The sequence below is a fragment of the Intrasporangium sp. genome (genome assembly GCF_030452765.1).
GTDB lineage: Bacteria > Actinomycetota > Actinomycetes > Actinomycetales > Dermatophilaceae > Intrasporangium_A.
This window is the reverse complement of sequence record NZ_JAKDLO010000126.1, coordinates 1-13,901: the sequence shown is the minus strand read 5'-3', so window position 1 is coordinate 13,901 and position 13,901 is coordinate 1. Positions and strand designations below refer to the sequence as shown.

The window sequence follows — 13,901 nt, the reverse complement described above, 5'->3', positions numbered from 1 at the left end:
CGACGTCACGGTCGCCGGTCACGCTGCCGGGCGCCGGCTCGTACACCCGCACCGGAGGCCGTGCGATGCCGCGGACCCGGCCGAGCGCGTACCGCAACGCTCCGGGTCGATGCCAGGGCCGGTCCAGGCCCGCGGCGGAAGGCAGGTAGCTCATCGAACACCTCGACAATTTGAGCGTCACTCAATTCGACTTGAGTAAGACTCTAATCAGTCGGCTAGCATTTGTCCATGGCCGAGCCCACGGATCGCAACACGACGCGTCGCCGGGAGGCCGGGGCCGCGTCCCGGGTCGAGACCAGGCGCCGGCTGCTGGAGGCCGCGGGGGTGGAGTTCGCCGAGCGCGGCTACCACGCCGCGACAGTCAGTCGCATCGCCGCGCGCGCCGGTGTCACCGTGCAGACCCTGTATCTCGCGTGGGGCAGCAAGCGAGCCCTGCTGCGCGCGCACCTGGACGCAGCACTGTCGGGCAGCCCCGACACGCCCTACGCCGACGCGTTGCCGCACCTGATCGCCGACGCGATGGAGCCGACACACGGGGACGCCCGGGCCGCCGTGGAACACCTCGCGCACCTGTATCGCCAGCTCACCGAACGAGCCGCCCTCGGTTGGCGGCTCTATCGGGACGCGGCTGCCTCCGACGCCGAGATCGCCGCCGACTGGCACGCCCTGCAGTACCTGCGGCACCAGACCTTCGCCGAGCTGGTCCGGCGGATCCCCGCCGCATCCCTGCGGCCGGGGATGACCCTCGACGAGGCCATCGACACCGCCTGGGCGGTCGCCAGTCCCGAGACCTACGAGCTGCTGGTGAGCAATGCGGACTACAGCCTCGACCGCTATGAGCAGTGGGTGGTCACCGTCCTGTCCGCGGCCCTGCTCGCCCCGGGATAGCCGGAGACCGGTGGCCGAGCCTCAGTCACCCAGCACATCGACCGCACATCGAAGTCCCGGGGTGCGGGCGAGGCGAACGTCGCTGGTGACCAACGCAGCGTCGAGCATCTCCGCGAGATGCATGCCCATCAAGCTTGAGAACGTCGGCATCGCCGTCCGCGACCTCGAGGAGGCGATCTCCTTCTTCACCGACATCAGCATGTCCATGGACGGGGACACTATCCTTGGTTCGGCCGCAGCACTCGCGTTCACCTGTGCCGTACTGAGCCCATGCGACGGCCTCGTCGTCGTGCGGCGTGTGCCGTGCCTTGCTCGACAGAGGCCTTCTTCAGCGCTCGGTTGGCCTCCGTGCCCCGGCCGGCCGGCACCGTTGGGTCAGCGCCCGTCCCTGTCGAACGTGAGGTCAGGCACGGAGCGGTGGTGTTCTTCCGGAGGGAGGCGGCGGGAGCACCTGAACTGCCGAGCTGGGTGGATCGGCCGTCGCCGAGCTCTCCGGCCGGAGCCGCGCGACGAGCTCGCCCCGCCTGTGCGCACCCACCTTCGCAAAGACTGACTTCAGGTGGTCCTGCACGGTGTTGGCAGAGATGAAGAGACGTTCTGCGATCTCAGCAGTGGAACGTCCGGCGATGACGTGGCGGCTCACCTCCTGCTCACGCGTGGTGAGGCCGTACGCGGTGAGGAGCAGGCCAAGCAGTCGCTCGCCGCTGGCCAGCTCGATGGAGATGGCGGTCTGCTTCTCGCCGGGGCCGTCGAGCTGGCTCGCCTCGAGGATCGCCCACCTGCCGTGGGGATCTCGCAGCCTGGCGCGGAAGCCGGCGCTCCCCGCCGCCCGCGAGCCGAGCGTCATGATGCGCATCATCGTCTGGAACCGTCCGGGTGCGTAGGCGTCCAGCAGCTCCTGCCACTCACGGGCGGCCGGCGTGGCACTGCACAGCTGTCCCTCGCCCCCCGCGACGACGATGGCCGCGCGGCCTCCGACCGCCCCTCGCGTGGCTGCTGTCACTTCGGAGCGAACGGCGAGCCTCGTCGCGGCCGCGATCACCGGCGCGACGCCGAGCAGGAGCTCGACCTCGCGATCGGTGAAGTTCGGGCCTGAACGCACCATTCCCGCCGCGCCCCAGCACGCACCGTCCGCAACGAACATCACGCGCAGCTCGTGCTCGAGCCCGAGCGGCCGCCACACCGTCTGAAGGCGGGCGCTGTGCTCGCGCTGCGTGCGGGACAGCTCCGAGAGTCGGACTGCTCCGGTGTGGTGGCGCGCCAGCGCGGCGAACGAGTGCGGGTCCTCGCCCGAGTACTCCGCCTCGGCCAGGAGCGGCTCGTACTCCGGCGGGATGGAGGAATCGCCGCTCGTCATGCTGCTGATGATGAGGTTCTCCGGGTCAATGCAGGCCCAGCAGGCCAAGTCGGCCCCGACGTCGTCCGCCACCATCCGGATGGCCGCGGCGTGGAGGTCTGTCACGCCGAGGCCGGTCGCGGCGAGGGCTGCGATGTCCTTGCGGGCCCGGTCGGCCCGTGCTTCCCACACACCACCAAGTGTGGCAGGGGGAGGGGTCGGGCAGAACACCCCAGAATTCTGGGATCGACCCTTGTGGGCGCACTCTCTAGCGTGGTGGTATGACCCAGCCCACCACCGCCGTCTGGGTGTCCGGCCTCCTTGCGGCAGCCATCCACATCCTGGTGTTCGTCTTCGAGTCGCTCCTGCTGCGGCTGCCAGCCGTGCACCACGGGGTGTTCGGCATGCACGCCGAGGACGTGGCGCCGGTCCGGCTGTGGGGCTGGGGCGTGGGCGTCTACAACCTCGCCATCGGCATGGTGACGGGCCTGCTCCTGTGGTGGGGCGGGGACGTCGAGGCTGGACGGGCGCTCGTGGTCTACATCTGCTTGATCATGGTGCTGGGCGGCATCTCCTTGGTGGCCGCGGTGGCCATGGGGCTCTACCGCGAGGGCGCAGCGCGCAAGGGCCTCGGTGGAGCGATCGGCGAGAGCCTCCCGGCGCTGGTCATCCTCGGCGCCCTTGCCTTTTGACGGTTGGGTTCCCTTGGGGGACAAGCCAACCCAAGACATCGTATGCCGCTGGGCTCAGTGAGCCCGGCGGCATACGACATGGTTCTGGCCGGCTTCTCAGACGAACGCGATCTGGCCGATGACGGCCTGGTCGATGGATGCGCTGCAGCTATGCGCCGAGCTTCCGGGCCTGATCGACGAACCGGCGGGCGACCGGCCGGCGACCGGTCACGCACTGGACGACGTGGCGGTAGGGGCCGAGCAGATCGCCGGTTCGAAGCTCCACGCAGCACAGGCCCCGGTGAGCGTCGAGGAACCGGTTCGCGGTGTCCGAGTTCGCGACCACCGAGTCGCACAGGTACACCGCGAGGTCATGCCTGGCCTGCTCGGCGTCGACGTCGTCCGTGTGGGAGGTCAGGAACGCGTCCAGCTCGTCCAGGGCGGCATCGTGTAACGGTCGAGCCAGTCCAGCGCCAACCCTCGAAGGTAGGGGCACTGGAGAGTTGTCCACAGGGCGGGAACTGCAGGCAGCGGGATCGGGCGTGCAGGAGGCAGTCTTGAGCGATGCCGATCTCTCGTAAACGCCGTCCCCGCCGCTCGCGTCACGACCGTCGGCGCGCCCCTCGCACGAACAGGGAGCAGCGCGTCCGGCTCGAGTCGATGCGAAGCCTCGTCGAGAACCCGCCGGACGGACACGACCTCGACTGCCTCATCCGCGCGGTCGAGGCGGGAGGACGGGGCGACGCCGAGGGCAGTCTGGCGTGTGAGCTGGCTGGCTCGGTGATCCTCGAGTCCCCCCACCGATTCGTCCTCAAGGACCTCGTCGACCATGGCGAGAGGGCACCGGCCTGGGCCTACTCACGGTGGTGCGCCGACCTCGCCTACCGCTCGATGCTGCTGGCGGAGGACCCGCGCACGGACGCGGCGGTGCGATACGTGTTGGCCGCGCTCTACCCGGGTTCCCTGGCCCGGGTGCTCGACGACAAGGTCGAGTTCCTGGTCCTCGGAACCGGGGTCGCCGCCGGTGATCACCTCGTCGCGGACCTCGCCCTGTACGAGTTCGGTGGGTTGGCGGACTACATCTCCGAACGCGCCGAGGCCGGGCTGCTGGATCGGACGGACCGCATCCGGGACTGGGTGAATGCGCAGATGCGCGCCTACGAGTTCGTCGGCGTGCGTGGGTGCCGACTCGTGCTGCACGACCTGGTCGACGGGGGTGAGGTGGAGGTGCTCAACATCGGGGCGATGTCTCAGGCGAGCGATGAGGCCCTCGTCGGTCGACTGGTGCCGATCACCTGCGAGCCGGGCCTGATGTTCGCCGCCCGTCCGATCTCGGTCGACCCGGGCACCGCCCGGACGGTGGCTGAGGCAGTGCGCACGTCGGAGCCGCTCGCCTGGCTCGAGGCACTGTCCACCGCGTTGGTGGCCGGACGGCAGGCGGAGGGCTTCCACCGCACGGCCGCCACGCCGTTCACGTCCGATCTGCCGATGCCGGCCGTCGTGGTCGACGAGGCCGCACCCGCCGAGGAGGCAGGAAGGATCATCGACCTGCGGGCCAAGGGCTACTCGGCGGAGGTCGCGAACGCCGTCACGGTGCTCGAGGTAGGACTCATAGCCGCGGAGATCAGCGACCGCGCGGCCGCGGCGGCCTCCCCGCACATCGCGGCCGCGATGGGTACGGCGGGCGCGTTCGAGGCCGCCGCGATGGAATGCACCGGCACCGACACGGCCGCAGCGTGGCGGGTTCTCGCCGCCGTCGTGCCCGACCACATCGCCGAGCGCTGCCGCATCCTGGCACGGCACGCCGACTCCGCTGGTGGAAGCCCACGTCGTGCCAGGCGGACGGGTTGAGCGCGTGACCGACGTGATCGATGCCGACAACGACCCCGATCCGATCGCCCGGGCCCTCCGGTTCGACGAGGTGTTCTATCGGCTCACGCGTCGGTGATGGCCCCTTGCGGGCGACCGGATCCCGCGCTCGTGTTACGTGGCGGGTTTGGGAGCTCGCCACTGGCCGGGCCCAGCATCGGCAGGACAGCGAGTGCGCGGTCGCCGAGCGGGCGGCCAGTAGGACGCACGGGGGTGCTGGCGTCACCGGCCTCCTGTGCCAGGGCAGGTTCATCCTGGCCGTGACCGAGCGGCTGGGTTGCCTGCTCCAGTCCTCGACCGTGCGGTCGCGCCGGTACCAGTGACGCTGTTGACGCGGGTGTCGTAGCTGTGGCCGCGACGTGTCAGCTTCCGCCGGTGGCGCTGGCGTTCCGCGTCAGCCGGTCATGGACGACTCGGCGGGCCAGCTCGAGCACTGCCGGGTCGTCGTGCAGGATGAACTTGGTGTCGGCGCCCAGCAGGATGGCGTGCAGCTCGAAGGCGAGGCGGTCGGGGTCCTCGTCGGCGGCAAGCTCGTGTTGTGCGAGCGCGGTGACCGCGGCGGATCGCAGCATCGCCGTGAAGTCGGACTGGATGGAGGCGAGCCGGTCCCTGACCGGCCCGGGGCGGGTTCCCATCTCCATGGACGTGGCAGCGAAGAAGCAGCCGCCCGGGAAGACGCGCCGCTCCACGTAGCTGAAGAACGCCTCACACGCAGCCACCAGCTGGGCCAAGCCGGGTTGGGCCGCGCGCGCGGGCTTGATGACCTCGTCGGCGAGGATCCGCTCCGCCTCGCTCACGGTGGCCAGCTGGAGCTCCTCCTTGGAGCCGAAGTGCGCATAGAGGCCGCTCTTGCTGATGCCGATCGCGGCGGCCAGGTGCCCGATCGACAGGCCCTCCAACCCCTCGACGGTGGCCAACGACGCGGCGGCATGCAGGATCGCGCTGCGCGTCCGCTCGCCGTCGGCCCGAGGGGTTCGCTGCGGACGGCTTCGTGGGCTCTTCGTGGTAATCATGCTTGACAACCTAGCACGACCGGTCGTACTTTTTCATTCGGCACGACCGATCGTGCGGACTAGATGGTCCTGAGCCGGCCATCCAGTGACCACCACCACAAGGAGCTCAATCATGTCCATCACCACCACCGTCAAGGGAGTCGACGTCGAACGCCTCTCGGCCACGATCCAAGCCGTCGCGACCGACCCCTCGTTGGCGAAGTTCCAGTTCCGCGTGGCACCGATTGGATCGACGGCGGCCACAGCCGCACCACCATCCACGGGTTCTACGGCGTGGGCCAGGAAGACACCTCCCGCAGCGAGGCGTTCCTGCTGGAGACAGACGAGCCGGAGGTCCTGCTCGGCCAGCCACCCGCCCCGGCTACCAGCAGATCCGAGCCACCATCACCGCCAAGGGCGACCTCGATGACGAGCAGTTCGCCGACCTGGTCAGCCTGACGCTGTTCTCACCGATGCGAGACACCGTCAGCAACCCCGTCCCCGTCGCCATCGACGTGGTCCGCGCCTGACCGATCCACCCGATGTCCGCGTCGGCCGCCTCGACCGGCCGGGCATCCGGCCCGTCGCGTGACCTGCCACCAGCCCAGGAGCTGCCATGACCCGTAGACCCCGCCAGACCAACCCGCTCATCCCACCCGAACCCTGACCAGTGAGGCTCCCATGACCATCAACCCGCTCTCGCTCGAGCTCGGCGCGGAGCACCGCCGTGACCTCGTCCAGCGCGCCGCCGACCACCGCCGCCCAGGTACCGCCCGCCGAAGGCGACGGCTGCCGCTGCGAGTCCGCCAGATCCGCCCGGACGACGGGCGTCTGGTCGCCGAGATCTTCGCAGGCCTCGGCCTTGCTTCACGCTTCTCCCGCTACCTGACGGGCAAGCCCAGGCTCTCCGCCGCCGAGCTGCGCTACTTCACCGAGGTCGACCATCGCGATCACGAGGCGCTCATCGCCGTCACCCGCAACCGCGGGGAGGCGATCGGTGTCGCGAGGTACGTCCGTGACAGGCAGCACCCGACCCACGCCGAGGTCGCCATCGAGGTCGTCGACGACTGGCAGAACCGTGGCGTCGGCTCCCTGCTTGCAGCCCGCCTGTCAGCCCGGGCGAAGCACGAGGGCATCTCGCACATCACGGCCCTGATGACAGCAGACAACGTCCGCTCCCGACGGCTGCTCGAGAGGATCGGCACCCTCACCGGCATCACGCGTGACGGAGCCGCGGTCACCTATGACGCCGTGCTGACGTGACCCCCGCGTGATCGCCCGAACCCCGAGGCCGGTGCCGGCTCCACCGGCAGAGTGCACCGCCCCTGCCGGACCGGATCAGCCTGCTTGGACGAGGTGGCCGAACTCGCCCATGATCTCGCTCATGGTGCGAGCCACGCAGTCGGAGTCGCAGCGGTCGGCGAGGTATCCCGACCCGCACGCGTAGATCTCGGCCAGCGCCGCCTCGAGCTCCTGTGCCGCCCGGCTCGAGGGAGCGGGAGCACGTTCCGCGCCGGCCGGCGCGGCAGCCGGTTGGCGTGTCCCTTCGTCACCGACGTACTCCTGCACGGCCCGCACCATGGTGTGCGCCATGTCGTCGGCGTCACGCCGACCGGAGAGGAACTCCGGTCCGAGCGTGAGCACCGGGGCAAGTGCTGCCTGCATACGTCGAGTCTGTTGGTCGAGCCCTATCGATTCCGTCACCGAAACCACCTTCCTGTCCCTATTGTCCCACCCGAGCGGCGGCCGCCCAGCACGGTGGGACACCACCCTCACCCTGTGCGTATGCTGCCTGAGCCGGCTCAGCGGCATACCCACTCCTTCGCGTCGGGCTGAGACAGCCGTCACGTCGTGCACGGCGCCGTCACGAGACCTTGGGCCCGGATCGTGCGCCCGACCCCCGGCAGGCTGGCAGGCATGGAGCGACTGAGCGCACTGGACGCTGCCTTCCTGGACCTGGAACGAGGACGCGCAGGGGCTCAACGTCGGCTCGACGATGATCTTCGAGGGGCTGGCGCCGACCCTCGACGCGGTGGTCGCCGAGTTCGAGGCGCTGCTGCCGCAGTTGCCGCGGTACCGCCAGCGGGTGCGTCGGGTGCCGTTCGACCCGGGGCTGCCCGTCTGGGTGGACGATCCGGGCTTCCGGCTGCGTGACCACGTCCAGCAGCTCCAGCTGCCCGCCTCCGCCACCGACGACGACCTGCAGAAGGCCGGCCGTCGGACTCATCTCGGCGCCGCTCGACCTCGAGGCACCCCTCGGGCGCACCTGGCTCGTCACCGGGTTGGCGCGGGGTCGGTGGGTGCTGGCCAACACGAACCACCACGCGATGATCGACGGCATTCTCCGGTGCCGACATCATCTCGGTGACGCTGCACGCCGATCCCGCGGCGAAGGGACCCCGCCCCCCGGCAGAGGCATGGCGCCCCGAGTCGGAGCCGTCCACCGCGCCACTGACCACCCACGGTCTCAGAGCGCGGCATGGGCGAGCTCGTCGCCTCCGGACGGCAGCCGCCCGAGCGGACGTCGAAGCGAGCCGCACGTCTGTCACGAGCGACTCACCGTGCGCAGCGTCGTCGACAGCCGGATGGTCCACGCGATCCTCGACATGTGGACCGAGCCGCTCGACTTCGAGCTGCCGACGCCCGCTGACGCCACTCTCCCGTGGCGGCGCTTCGTCGACACCTCCCTCGATGCCCCAGACGACCTCCGCGGTCCTGACACGGCACCCGTCGTCGACGCAGCCACCTACCGTGCGGCGGCCGCTCGGTGGTCTTCCTCGTGGCGGCGCTGTGGCCGGGCGGTGACCTGCACCCCTCGGAACGGCCGGGCGCGTCGGGACCATAGGACCTCGTGGGTGCCCGGGTTGGCCCGGTGGGGTGCCCGTGGGCGGTCGGACCTCGCGATACTGGTGCTGCTACGCCGCCCGCGGTGTCCTCAGGCCGCTGCCGTCTTGGGCGGCCGTCCCGGGCCTCGCTTGCGCGCGACCACGACGCCGTCGACGAAGATCTGGCCGCCCCACACCCCCCACGGCTCCCGGCGGTCGATCGCGGCCGCTAGGCACTCGGCACGCAGCGGGCACGACTGGCACAACCGCTTGGCGAGGTCGAGCTCGCCTGGGCGTTGCGCGAACCACAGGTCGGCGTCGTGCTCCACGCACGGGATCTGCTCGTTGCCGGTCCGGACCGGCACCAGGCCGTGCAGCGCGCTCAGCGCCATGGTTCCCCCGTACGGGTTCCGTGCTGGGCACCGGTCCAGACCGCGGTCCCCCCGACCACGACCTGGGTCTCACGCACGCTGGGCTCGCGGTGGGCACGCGTTGCCTGGTCGTGTTGACCCACGCGGCTGAAGAACTGCCGGATCTGCGCCCGCACCTCGCCGGGGCCACCACGCGTGAACCTCGTGGGCATGGAGAAGGTGGCTCCGCCTCTACTCGATCTCATGCCTCGAGCGTGCGCGCCTAAGGTAGGTCGGCACATCGGCAGGGCACCGTATCCGTGCAGGTCCAGCTACCTCAGGTCCCCCCGGGCGGGATCCGGGCGGACACCTGCCGTGAGGGTTGTGAAGCACTGCGGTCGTGATAGCGACACCACTTCACGACTCCTCCTCGACCTCCAGCGGCGGAGCGTGATGGACGAGCGGCTCAGGTGTGGTCACCCACGGCACGACGCCCACGAGGCACACGAGCCCCGTCACGAGGAAGGCCGTCCCGAAGCCGAACCGGTCGGCGACCAGACCGACGAGGATCGGGCCGACGATCGCGCCACCGTCCTGGGCCATCTGGACCGTCGACAGCACCCGGCCGCCGTTGCGCTCGCGGCCGATGACGTCCGCGACCGCGGCCTGTTGCGCAGGGTTGACCAGGCCCGCGCCGACGCCCGAGACCAGCGACAGCCCGAACAGCACGGTCAGCCCGACCCCGACCGAGAGCGCCGGGTGCAGCGACAGCCCCATCAGCGCCATCGTGGTGCCCATGACCACGAGACCGCTGATGACCAGTGGCCGTCGCCCGAGGCGGTCCGCCATCCGCCCCGAGAACTGCAGGGTGATGGCGGTCCCGACCGCTCCGATCGCGAGGGCGGCGCCGGCCACCCACGCCTCGTCGAGCACGGCCGCGGCGAGCAACGGCAGCACCGCGACGCGCACACCGAAGTTCGTCCAGCCGTTCGAGGCACCCGACACGAGCACCGCCCGGTAGACCGGGGAACGCCACGCCTCCGCCAGCGACACGACGTCTCGGGCGATGTGCTCCTCGGCCGGCCGCAGCCGCGCCCCACGCAGCCCGATCGCGACGACGGCCGCGGCGATGACGAGGGCGACGGCATACACGATGAACGGCATCCGCATCCCCCACCCGGCAAGCACCCCGCCGAGGACCGGGCCGATCATCCCGCCGATCAGGAAGGCCGACGCGTACGTCGACGAGACCCGCCCGCGGGCGCTCGGCGGCGCGAGCCGGACGAGCAGCGCCATCGCCGAGATGGTGAACATCGTCGAGCCGATCCCGCCGAGCCCGCGGAAGACGAGCAGCTGGACGTACGACTGCGCGAAGGCAGTGGCGAACGACGAGACCGCGACGATGACGAGACCGGCGAGATAGACCGGCCGCTCCCCGAGACGGCTGACCAGCTCGCCGCCCACGGGCGCGAACACGAGGCGGAAGAAGGCGAATGCGGACACGATGACCGACGCCGCCGCGACCCCGACGTCGAACGAGCGTGCAAAGGCGGGCAGGACGGGGGAGATGATGCCGTAGCCGATCGCGATCACGAACGCCGCTCCGACGAGGATCCAGATCTCCCGCGGGATGCTGATCCGGGATGCGGGAGTGCGGGGCGACGTCACCCGGCCATTCTCGCAAGACTGTGTATGCTGCTGGGCCGGCACCGGGCGTCAGCCGGGCCCCAGGTCGGCTCGCGGAGCCGGCCCGGCATCGCGGTGCGCGTGCGCGTGCGCCCGTTTCACCGCGGCGGCCGCCACGTGTCGAACTGACGGAACTGGCGCCCGCTCACCACGTCGGGTGTGGCGAACAGGACGAGGTCGCGAGTGCGCACGAGCGCCGGTCGACTCAGCTGCGCGACGGTGCCGATGAGCCGGGAGTCGCGGGCCACGCGTCGGGTCCGGGGGCGGCGGAGGCGGTCGTAGCGATCCAGCGCTCGGGGGAGGTCCGGCTCCGTGTGCAGCAGCACGCAGAGGGTGGCGGCATCCTCGAAGCCCTGGTTGGCGCCCTGCCCGAGGTTCGGTGTCATGGCGTGGGCCGCGTCACCGACGAGGACGGCCCGGCCGCGCGCGAGCGACTCGAGCGGACGCACGAGCTCCTCGATGGGCAGCCAGCTGACGACCTCGGGGTCGGTGGCCCGGATGACGTCCGCGATCGGCTCGTGCCAGCCTGCGAAGAGGTCGAGGACCCGAGCCAGGTGGTCACGGTCGTCCGCCAGGTCGTCGCCGTTCTTGACCGCGAACCAGTAGGCCCGTCCGTCGGTGAGCGGCACGAGCCCGAATCGCAGCCCGGCTCCCCAGGTCTCCGAAGGGGGGATGCCTCGCATCTCGCCGCGCGTCACGCCACGCCACGCGCCGTAGCCGACGCCGTGGTACCCCGGGTCCGAGCTCACCTGCCGGCGCGACCCGGAACGGATGCCGTCGGCGACCACGACGAGATCGGCGCGGAGCTGGCTGTCCCCGTCGACGGTGACGACCCCGTCCTCGGTGGATGCCAGCTCGGCAGGACTCTCGAATCGAACCGTGCCGGAAGGAAGTGCGCTCAGCAGCATCTGGTGGAGCGCCTCCCGGTGGACGACGCGCATGTTCCAGAGCGCGGTGTCGGGGGTGCGCACGAGCCACCGTCCCCCGGGCGTGCGCACACCGCCCGCGGTCGGCGCCACTGCTCCGGTGAGGTGGTGCATGGCCGTTCCTAGCCCCAGCGAGCCAAGCGCGGCCAGGCCGTTGCCGAAGATCGAGAGCCCCGACCCCTGTGGGCGGGCCTGGCCCCCCGCCTCGAGGACGACGACATCGTGGCCCGACGCGACCAGCCCGTGGGCTACCGCGAGGCCGACCGGCCCGCCTCCGATGACGACGACCTCCATGCCACCCCTTCCTCGGTGCGGACTCAGGACGTGGACGTGCCTCGCAGACTCGTGAGGAGCGCGGGCCTGCTGCTCTCCTCGTCTCGCGACGAGCCTGGAGAAGTGGAACAGGATGCCTCCAGCAAGCCACCACCGGAGATGCCCTGTCAACGACCCTGGGCACACCGCCATACCATCGCGTGCCCACCGTGGACGGGAGGACGGCACCGCGCACCCAATGGGCACTCGACTGTGGGCCGGGTCGGCCTACCTGCCCCCGACAAAGGGGTGGCCGCCCGGGCCGAGCCGCACCTACGGTCGTGGGCATGGCCATCAACCGGACCGATCCACCCCTCTCCGCCGACGAGGCGAACACGCTGGTCGCCTTCCTCGACTATCACCGGGACACGTTGCGCCACAAGGCCGCGGGCCTCGACAGTGGGCAGCTGCGAGCCACGACCGCCGCCTCGGACCTGACGCTCGCGGGACTCGTCAAGCACCTCGCCCTCGTCGAGACGTCCTGGCTGCACTGTCGACTGCTCGGCAACCCCTACCCCGAGCCCTGGGCGTCCGTGGACTGGGAGGCCGACGAGGACTGGGACTTCCACAGTGCGCTCGACGACACCCCGGACCAGCTGCAGGCGCTCTTCGACGGGTCGGTCGCGCGGTCCGACGCGATCATCGCCGAGGCCCTGGCCGGCCCGGAGGGGCTGGACCGCCTCTCGGTCGTCGCGTCCCGGCAACCGGGTGAGGGCCACTTCAGCCTCCGTTGGATCCTCGTGCACCTCATCGAGGAGTACGCGCGGCACAACGGGCACGCCGACTTCCTTCGCGAGTCGATCGACGGCCAGACCGGGGAGTGAGACCGCCCGCCGCGAGTCAAGGGGTTGTGGGGGGGGGTGGTGGGGGGTGTGGGGCCCACCCCCCCCCCCCCCACCCCCCAACCGCCCCCCGCCCCCCGCCCCGCCCCCCGGGGTGTGTCCCCCCCCCCGCCGGGTTTTTGGGGGTGGTGGGGGTTGGGGGCCCCCTTGCCAAAAAAAACCCCCCACAACCCACCGATGACCGTCACCGGCGCCCGCTCAAGAGCACGATGAGCCCGAGGGCGTACAGGGCGACGATCACCGGCTCGAGCGGCTCGAGCGCCACCGCGTCCGGCACGCCTGCCATGACCTGGAACGGCATCGCGACGAGGTAGCTGAGCTGCTCGGGGATACCGGAGACGAGCGCGACGAAGGCCAGCACGTAACCCCACCCGGTCCGGCGCCACACGAGCACGGCCGCGGCGGCGTAGAGAGGCACCTGGACGGCGAGGTCCAGGACCATCCCGAGGTGGAGGACCTCGGTCGTCTCGACCAGGCTGCTGCCGACCGGCACTGTCCCGGTGACGGCGTTGGCCACCGCGGCCCAGACCCACATGCCACCCAGCGAGACGGCGAGCAGGCCCAGCGCAACAGCGGCCGGCCACACGTGTCTGACCCCGCGGAACCGCTCGGCCACCGCGGCCACGTCGAGCCCCGCGATGGTCAGCACCAGAGCCGTCAGGCTGGCGGAGAAGACCGCGACATGGAGCAGGAACAGGTCGTTGAAGCCGGTGCCGAAGACATAGAACGCATAGCCGTAGACCAGGTCAGCGAGAAGGCCGGCCGTCACCAGTTGGCCCAGCAGCGACCCTCGCCACGCCTGGAGTGCGGCCACGCCGAGGGCGGGGACGACCACGACCGCCGTGACGAGGTCGTAGCCCCGGAGGATCTCGGCCGTCGACCGGGCACCGGTGTAGACCCCGTCGATGGCCAGCCCGGCCACCGAGGCCGCCAGCGCCAGCACCGCGACGACCCCGATCAGCACCGCCACCCGACTGTCGAGCCGGGTGGTCGCCGCCAGCTGCCGCACCCCATGCTCGTCGCCCACCATGGTCATGACCCGAACCTCCCTCAGCGGGGCGGCCGGACCATGGCCGGAGGCGACCACGGTCGCCGTCCCACGCTCACGATAGGAGGCCCGCCCATACCCGCGGCAGGGCCATTGGTCCCTGGCGCTCAGCTCGTATGGCGCTCAGCTCGTATGGCGCTCAGCTCGTATGGCGCT

At 70.9% G+C, this 13,901-nt stretch carries 15 protein-coding genes and 3 pseudogenes; 9 read left to right on the top strand and 9 right to left on the bottom strand.

Annotated features, from left to right (window positions below; genetic code table 11):
• The first annotated feature begins 228 nt into the window (after positions 1–228).
• Positions 229–888, top strand: a complete 660-nt coding sequence (locus tag L0H79_RS15155; RefSeq protein WP_301485466.1) for a TetR/AcrR family transcriptional regulator — start codon at positions 229–231, stop codon at positions 886–888.
• 121 nt (positions 889–1,009) lie between these two features.
• Positions 1,010–1,117, top strand: a pseudogene (locus tag L0H79_RS15150) (VOC family protein); the annotation flags it as partial.
• Between the two features lie 174 nt (positions 1,118–1,291).
• On the opposite strand, the gene L0H79_RS15145 reads toward L0H79_RS15150, so the two are convergent.
• Positions 1,292–2,416, bottom strand: a complete 1,125-nt coding sequence (locus L0H79_RS15145) for a helix-turn-helix transcriptional regulator (RefSeq protein WP_301485465.1) — start codon at positions 2,414–2,416, stop codon at positions 1,292–1,294.
• 89 nt (positions 2,417–2,505) lie between these two features.
• On the opposite strand from L0H79_RS15145, the gene L0H79_RS15140 reads away from it, so the two are divergent.
• The 3 genes from L0H79_RS15140 (at position 2,506) to L0H79_RS15130 (ending at position 4,746) form a co-directional block, all read left to right on the top strand.
• On the top strand, positions 2,506–2,916 hold the full coding sequence (locus L0H79_RS15140; protein WP_301485464.1) for a DUF1304 family protein: 411 nt from the start codon (positions 2,506–2,508) through the stop codon (positions 2,914–2,916).
• Positions 2,917–3,034: 118 nt separating this feature from the next.
• A complete protein-coding gene (locus L0H79_RS15135; protein WP_301485463.1) occupies positions 3,035–3,349 on the top strand; it encodes a hypothetical protein in 315 nt (104 codons plus the stop codon).
• A gap of 206 nt (positions 3,350–3,555) precedes the next feature.
• Entirely contained in the window at positions 3,556–4,746 is a 1,191-nt protein-coding gene (locus tag L0H79_RS15130) for a hypothetical protein (protein WP_301485462.1), read from the top strand.
• Positions 4,747–5,126: 380 nt separating this feature from the next.
• Here L0H79_RS15130 and L0H79_RS15125 read toward each other — a convergent pair whose 3' ends face one another.
• The gene (locus L0H79_RS15125; protein ID WP_301485461.1) at positions 5,127–5,777 is read right to left on the bottom strand and encodes a TetR/AcrR family transcriptional regulator; all 651 of its coding nucleotides are present in this window, start codon (positions 5,775–5,777) and stop codon (positions 5,127–5,129) included.
• 33 nt (positions 5,778–5,810) lie between these two features.
• Positions 5,811–6,020: a hypothetical protein gene (locus tag L0H79_RS15120; RefSeq protein WP_301485460.1), complete on the bottom strand. Its 210-nt coding sequence runs from the start codon at positions 6,018–6,020 to the stop codon at positions 5,811–5,813.
• A 417-nt stretch (positions 6,021–6,437) separates the two neighbouring features.
• On the opposite strand from L0H79_RS15120, the gene L0H79_RS15115 reads away from it, so the two are divergent.
• Positions 6,438–7,019, top strand: a complete 582-nt coding sequence (locus tag L0H79_RS15115) for a GNAT family N-acetyltransferase (RefSeq protein WP_301485459.1) — start codon at positions 6,438–6,440, stop codon at positions 7,017–7,019.
• Between the two features lie 75 nt (positions 7,020–7,094).
• On the opposite strand, the gene L0H79_RS15110 is transcribed toward L0H79_RS15115, so the two are convergent.
• The gene (locus tag L0H79_RS15110) at positions 7,095–7,421 is read right to left on the bottom strand and encodes a hypothetical protein (protein ID WP_301485458.1); all 327 of its coding nucleotides are present in this window, start codon (positions 7,419–7,421) and stop codon (positions 7,095–7,097) included.
• A gap of 277 nt (positions 7,422–7,698) precedes the next feature.
• Between L0H79_RS15110 and L0H79_RS22265 the strand changes: the two are divergent.
• A pseudogene (locus tag L0H79_RS22265) lies at positions 7,699–7,956 on the top strand (wax ester/triacylglycerol synthase domain-containing protein); the annotation flags it as partial.
• Positions 7,907–8,041 (top strand): annotated as a pseudogene (locus tag L0H79_RS22260) (hypothetical protein); the annotation flags it as partial. The pseudogenes L0H79_RS22265 and L0H79_RS22260, both read left to right, overlap by 50 nt.
• A gap of 650 nt (positions 8,042–8,691) precedes the next feature.
• On the opposite strand, the gene L0H79_RS15100 reads toward L0H79_RS22260, so the two are convergent.
• From L0H79_RS15100 to L0H79_RS15085, 4 genes are all read right to left on the bottom strand, one after another.
• On the bottom strand, positions 8,692–8,973 hold the full coding sequence (locus L0H79_RS15100; RefSeq protein WP_301485457.1) for a WhiB family transcriptional regulator: 282 nt from the start codon (positions 8,971–8,973) through the stop codon (positions 8,692–8,694).
• Positions 8,964–9,197, bottom strand: a complete 234-nt coding sequence (locus L0H79_RS15095; RefSeq protein WP_301485456.1) for a hypothetical protein — start codon at positions 9,195–9,197, stop codon at positions 8,964–8,966. The genes L0H79_RS15100 and L0H79_RS15095 overlap by 10 nt, the downstream gene beginning before the upstream one ends.
• Before the next feature lie 151 nt (positions 9,198–9,348).
• A complete protein-coding gene (locus tag L0H79_RS15090; protein ID WP_301485455.1) occupies positions 9,349–10,599 on the bottom strand; it encodes an MFS transporter in 1,251 nt (416 codons plus the stop codon).
• A 116-nt stretch (positions 10,600–10,715) separates the two neighbouring features.
• Positions 10,716–11,837 carry an FAD-dependent monooxygenase gene (locus L0H79_RS15085; RefSeq protein ID WP_301485454.1) on the bottom strand — a complete coding sequence of 374 codons (1,122 nt, stop codon included), beginning with the start codon at positions 11,835–11,837 and terminating at the stop codon, positions 10,716–10,718.
• Between the two features lie 305 nt (positions 11,838–12,142).
• Between L0H79_RS15085 and L0H79_RS15080 the strand changes: the two genes are divergently transcribed.
• Positions 12,143–12,679, top strand: coding sequence for a DinB family protein (locus L0H79_RS15080; RefSeq protein ID WP_301485453.1), 537 nt, complete (start codon positions 12,143–12,145; stop codon positions 12,677–12,679).
• A gap of 202 nt (positions 12,680–12,881) precedes the next feature.
• Here the strand turns inward: L0H79_RS15080 and L0H79_RS15075 are convergent, their stop codons facing one another.
• Positions 12,882–13,733, bottom strand: coding sequence for a hypothetical protein (locus L0H79_RS15075; RefSeq protein ID WP_301485452.1), 852 nt, complete (start codon positions 13,731–13,733; stop codon positions 12,882–12,884).
• Positions 13,734–13,901: the final 168 nt, after the last annotated feature.

Excerpts from the sequence above, each read along its gene's own strand:
- L0H79_RS15155 (WP_301485466.1), top strand. The coding sequence starts at position 229 with ATGGCCGAGCCCACGGATCGCAACACGACGCGTCGCCGGGAGGCCGGG.
- L0H79_RS15140 (WP_301485464.1), top strand. The coding sequence starts at position 2,506 with ATGACCCAGCCCACCACCGCCGTCTGGGTGTCCGGCCTCCTTGCGGCA.
- L0H79_RS15135 (WP_301485463.1), top strand. The coding sequence starts at position 3,035 with ATGACGGCCTGGTCGATGGATGCGCTGCAGCTATGCGCCGAGCTTCCG.
- L0H79_RS15130 (WP_301485462.1), top strand. The coding sequence starts at position 3,556 with ATGCGAAGCCTCGTCGAGAACCCGCCGGACGGACACGACCTCGACTGC.
- L0H79_RS15125 (WP_301485461.1), bottom strand. The coding sequence starts at position 5,777 with ATGATTACCACGAAGAGCCCACGAAGCCGTCCGCAGCGAACCCCTCGG.
- L0H79_RS15115 (WP_301485459.1), top strand. The coding sequence starts at position 6,438 with ATGACCATCAACCCGCTCTCGCTCGAGCTCGGCGCGGAGCACCGCCGT.
- L0H79_RS15110 (WP_301485458.1), bottom strand. The coding sequence starts at position 7,421 with ATGCAGGCAGCACTTGCCCCGGTGCTCACGCTCGGACCGGAGTTCCTC.
- L0H79_RS15100 (WP_301485457.1), bottom strand. The coding sequence starts at position 8,973 with ATGGCGCTGAGCGCGCTGCACGGCCTGGTGCCGGTCCGGACCGGCAAC.
- L0H79_RS15095 (WP_301485456.1), bottom strand. The coding sequence starts at position 9,197 with ATGAGATCGAGTAGAGGCGGAGCCACCTTCTCCATGCCCACGAGGTTC.
- L0H79_RS15085 (WP_301485454.1), bottom strand. The coding sequence starts at position 11,837 with ATGGAGGTCGTCGTCATCGGAGGCGGGCCGGTCGGCCTCGCGGTAGCC.
- L0H79_RS15080 (WP_301485453.1), top strand. The coding sequence starts at position 12,143 with ATGGCCATCAACCGGACCGATCCACCCCTCTCCGCCGACGAGGCGAAC.
- L0H79_RS15075 (WP_301485452.1), bottom strand. The coding sequence starts at position 13,733 with ATGACCATGGTGGGCGACGAGCATGGGGTGCGGCAGCTGGCGGCGACC.